The sequence below is a fragment of the Gallibacterium faecale genome, assembly GCF_027920745.1.
Taxonomy (GTDB): domain Bacteria; phylum Pseudomonadota; class Gammaproteobacteria; order Enterobacterales; family Pasteurellaceae; genus Gallibacterium; species Gallibacterium faecale.
Genome location: NZ_JAQIBB010000018.1, coordinates 1 through 3,504, shown reverse-complemented (window position 1 = coordinate 3,504; position 3,504 = coordinate 1). Strand labels below are relative to the sequence as shown.

Annotated in this window: 8 protein-coding genes and 1 pseudogene; 2 read left to right on the top strand and 7 right to left on the bottom strand. The window is 30.8% G+C overall.

Going from position 1 to position 3,504, the window contains the following annotated elements; translation table 11 throughout:
• Window positions 1–306: 306 nt before the first annotated feature.
• Window positions 307–804: a helicase gene (locus PF272_RS01600; protein ID WP_271141385.1), complete on the top strand. Its 498-nt coding sequence runs from the start codon at window positions 307–309 to the stop codon at window positions 802–804.
• Between the two features lies 1 nt (window position 805).
• On the top strand, window positions 806–928 hold the full coding sequence (locus tag PF272_RS01595; protein WP_269199459.1) for a hypothetical protein: 123 nt from the start codon (window positions 806–808) through the stop codon (window positions 926–928).
• A gap of 196 nt (window positions 929–1,124) precedes the next feature.
• On the opposite strand, the gene PF272_RS01590 is transcribed toward PF272_RS01595, so the two are convergent.
• From PF272_RS01590 to PF272_RS01560, 7 genes and pseudogenes are all read right to left on the bottom strand, one after another.
• Window positions 1,125–1,412, bottom strand: coding sequence for a hypothetical protein (locus tag PF272_RS01590; RefSeq protein WP_271141384.1), 288 nt, complete (start codon window positions 1,410–1,412; stop codon window positions 1,125–1,127).
• A gap of 34 nt (window positions 1,413–1,446) precedes the next feature.
• Complete coding sequence (vapC, locus tag PF272_RS01585) at window positions 1,447–1,848, bottom strand: type II toxin-antitoxin system tRNA(fMet)-specific endonuclease VapC (RefSeq protein ID WP_066110987.1); 402 nt, start codon at window positions 1,846–1,848, stop codon at window positions 1,447–1,449.
• Window positions 1,848–2,087 carry a type II toxin-antitoxin system VapB family antitoxin gene (vapB, locus tag PF272_RS01580; RefSeq protein ID WP_066110989.1) on the bottom strand — a complete coding sequence of 80 codons (240 nt, stop codon included), beginning with the start codon at window positions 2,085–2,087 and terminating at the stop codon, window positions 1,848–1,850. The genes vapC and vapB overlap by 1 nt, the downstream gene beginning before the upstream one ends.
• A gap of 92 nt (window positions 2,088–2,179) precedes the next feature.
• Entirely contained in the window at window positions 2,180–2,476 is a 297-nt protein-coding gene (locus PF272_RS01575) for a hypothetical protein (protein ID WP_271141383.1), read from the bottom strand.
• Between the two features lie 86 nt (window positions 2,477–2,562).
• On the bottom strand, window positions 2,563–2,778 hold the full coding sequence (locus PF272_RS01570; RefSeq protein ID WP_271141382.1) for a hypothetical protein: 216 nt from the start codon (window positions 2,776–2,778) through the stop codon (window positions 2,563–2,565).
• 113 nt (window positions 2,779–2,891) lie between these two features.
• Window positions 2,892–3,257 (bottom strand): DUF4431 domain-containing protein, encoded by a 366-nt coding sequence (locus PF272_RS01565; protein WP_271141381.1) that lies wholly within the window; start codon window positions 3,255–3,257, stop codon window positions 2,892–2,894.
• A 46-nt stretch (window positions 3,258–3,303) separates the two neighbouring features.
• Window positions 3,304–3,504 (bottom strand): annotated as a pseudogene (locus PF272_RS01560) (integrating conjugative element protein); the annotation flags it as partial.

The following is a 3,504-nucleotide window of genomic DNA, read 5'->3' as shown; positions in this document are numbered from 1 at the left end:
GCTTTAAGCAAACCAAATATTGCTACAATCAATAATACAGCGAAGAAGGCATGAAAACCCTCAACTAACCCTAAAAATACACATAAGCCAATAGCGATAACACGGCATTTCATATTAAAATCTAAACGTTCCCACGTACTTTTCTTTTTCATATGAGCCTCTCATTACTATTTCAGGTGATTAATTACTGTTAGGTATAGTCTTTTTTTGGGAGGTTGTCAATCAGCTAATTCTTATATGTTGTATTTTATGATGAAAGATAATATTTTATTTTGTATAATACTAAAATTTAATACAGAATAGTTTATGCAAGAGTCAATTTTTTGGAGCGATGAAGAGGACGTTATCAGTCATCAGTATGCGTATTTCTCAATTAAAGGTGTACAATATATTATTGATTTTTCATCCGATCCTGATTTGATTGCAAATTTTACAGAGTTGGATTCTCGTATTTGTGAGATTGTGGCAGGACATCACTCTTATACAGTGAAATTTGCTGTTAGGGAATACTATGAAGATCATCGTAATAACAAGTACCTTTTTGATGCACCAGAAGATCATAATTTTGGAAGAAAAGATATTCAACAACTAAAAGAGTTTTTAGAAAAATTTCTGTATGAACATTTTAAGCAGTATCAAGTTGAATGTTATTGTTTTATTGCCGAACGAGACTCACTCAATCGCATGTATCGTAAAATGTGTAAAAGAAGGCACTTGTTATTAGCTGATTTTGAGCCGATTTACGGTTTAGGCAATGAACAAAACTGTTTTATCATTAAGACACCGTTATATGGGGAGAGATAACATGGAAAACAATAAAAAAATGAGTGCTATTGAATTAAAACGTAAAGCAATGGAAGCATCACGCAAAGCTTATCTAAAAGCGAAAAAAAATGGAACATTAAAACCAGTAGTGATGGCTCAATAGATGAATTTTGTGGTGCTAGAGCATGCCCACGTTAATAAACACATAGCTCAATAGAAGACCCTTATTTTAAGATAAGGGTTTTTTATTTTATCTCCCTATCCATTAGATATTTTTTGTCTACTATGCCTTTAAAGCAATCTCACTATTTAACGTTAACTCAACGTCAGTTAAATTAACTTTTAAATCTTTCGCCATTTTAAATGCTCATTCTTAACTTGTCGTATTTGTCGCTTAATTCGTAGATTTTTTCGATAATATCAACGGCTTTTACTTGGTCTTTTTCACATAAAGATAAATACTCTTGATCAAGCTTATGTAAGAGAACTTTATCTTGTTCAAGACTTGATAAATCTATCTTTCCTCTTTTTAAAACGAGCATATCGGCTTTAGTATCAGCAACAACTTCACAAACAATATCCGTTAAAACAATATAATCTTCTTTTAGGCTTTGTATCATTTCAGCTTTTCGTTCTGTACTTAACATTTTTATCTTCCTTCATACTACACAAAATTTTTAATTATTTACTCCAATCTATCACTCTTAAACCATTTACTTTAGTAAATTCTTTGACATTATTTGTTACAACAGTTAAACCTAAACTTCTTGCATGCCCTGCTATCATTGCATCATATGGCCCAATAGGCTGTCCAGTTTTAGCTAGTTCTGCTCTAATTTGACCACTATGATATGCTGCTCCCTCATTATAGTCTAGTACAGTTAATCTTGAACAAAATGATTCAATAACCGATAAATTTTGTGCTACTTTTGCACTCTTTTCAGCACCATAAATAAGCTCCATTAAAGTAATAGAACTTATACAAATCCTTGCTTGGTTTTCATTAAATAGTGGCAACAAATGCTCAGGTTTATTTTTTATTATAAAAATAACAATATTAGTATCTAACATATACTTTAACATTAGAATGACTCTCTTTCCTGCATTTGCGGTTGTTCTCTATCTAACATAAAATCATCAGATACTGTATTCACATCATAAAACCAGCTATCCCAAACATTATTTAATGGCGTGATAATACGAGTATTACCTTGAATGATAATATTCACATTTTTTGTCGTGGTCGGTAATTCTGCAATTTTAGGGATTCTAATTGCTTGACTTTTATTATTCATAAAAACTGTAGCAGTTACTGTAGCCATACCCCCTCCTTTATGTATATATTCTTTGTATATACTACAGCTTATTTTGATATCTGTAAATGGTTTCTAATTACTTTATATTGTTTTGAATCCTAGTTGATAATGACATCACAACGTCCATTCTTATCAAATTTTATGATAATCTCAGAATCACGATTAATTGTAATCTGATCTTTGCCATCTGGTCTTTGCAAGTAATATCTATTACAGTGATCATTGAAATCCAAACTACCCTGAGATGCTTCATTTTTATCAATCCACCATTCAATTCCAATTTTTAATAGAGTAAAAATTAGGAATGACAATGAAAGTATCACCATTGCCATTAATATATTGCTTGTGATATCTCGTATTTTCCTTCTATAATAATATTTGTTTTTCTTAATCATATTTTTCCTCGTTAATGCTATATACAAAAAACAGTTAAATCTGTAACAAAAAAGCCATTAAATAGTGTTAACTATTTAAAAAGAAGTCAACTTTTATGTTGATAATTTTCGAGTAACTTCTCGATTAACCCTGTTCGTGTTAAATTTTCTCGTTCACGCAGATTTTCAAACGCTGCAAATATGTCTGGTTTTAACACAAGGCTAATACGTTTATAATTTTCTTTTGAGTAATTATTTGCACGCTCTCCAAGTCTTTTTTTGGCATCGTCAGAGTATCTGTCATAAGTTGTCTTATTTGTCATTATTTATAATCTCAAGTTCTAAACTTTTATCATTATTTGTATAGTTTTACAGGAAATGTACTGCAATACAGTACATTTCCTGTATAAATTAAATGGATAACTGCCACAAGATTTTATTTACATTTTTCAAATGATTCAGCCCAGACTAAAACAGGTGTTTTATGATGTGCTGTATGTGCACCAAAAAGGCTGCCTTTTACAATCTGACATCCTGTCGGCGTTTTTTCACCAGGTTTTCGATTCACATTAACGACTTGCATTCGTTTCACATTTTTTGCTGGCTTATATAAATCATCTCCTGCTTGAGGAATAACATCAATTGATTTATCCAAATACATATAAGCATAATCATTTTCAATTTTAATTATTCCCTTTAATGTTATTTTATCAACATCATAAACATAAGGCTTAGCAGCTTGTGCGCTATAGGTTAATCCCAATAGACTTATACCTAATATAGTAAATAATGTTTTTTTCATATTTTTACCCTCTTAGTTGATTAATTTATTAAGTTATTTATTAAGTTCATGAAACAGGAATCTCTTTACCTTCTTTCCAACCTTCCACTCTACGAATGGTTGATACAAAAACATCCAGTTGTTCTTTTGATAAAGATCCCATTTTGGTATTTCTATCAAGTCCCGTTGCACTCGTAATATAGCGAATATATTGCTCTGTATTATTTTCACTTGGGGGTGCATATTTTTTCATTGTATCTTCAATGCT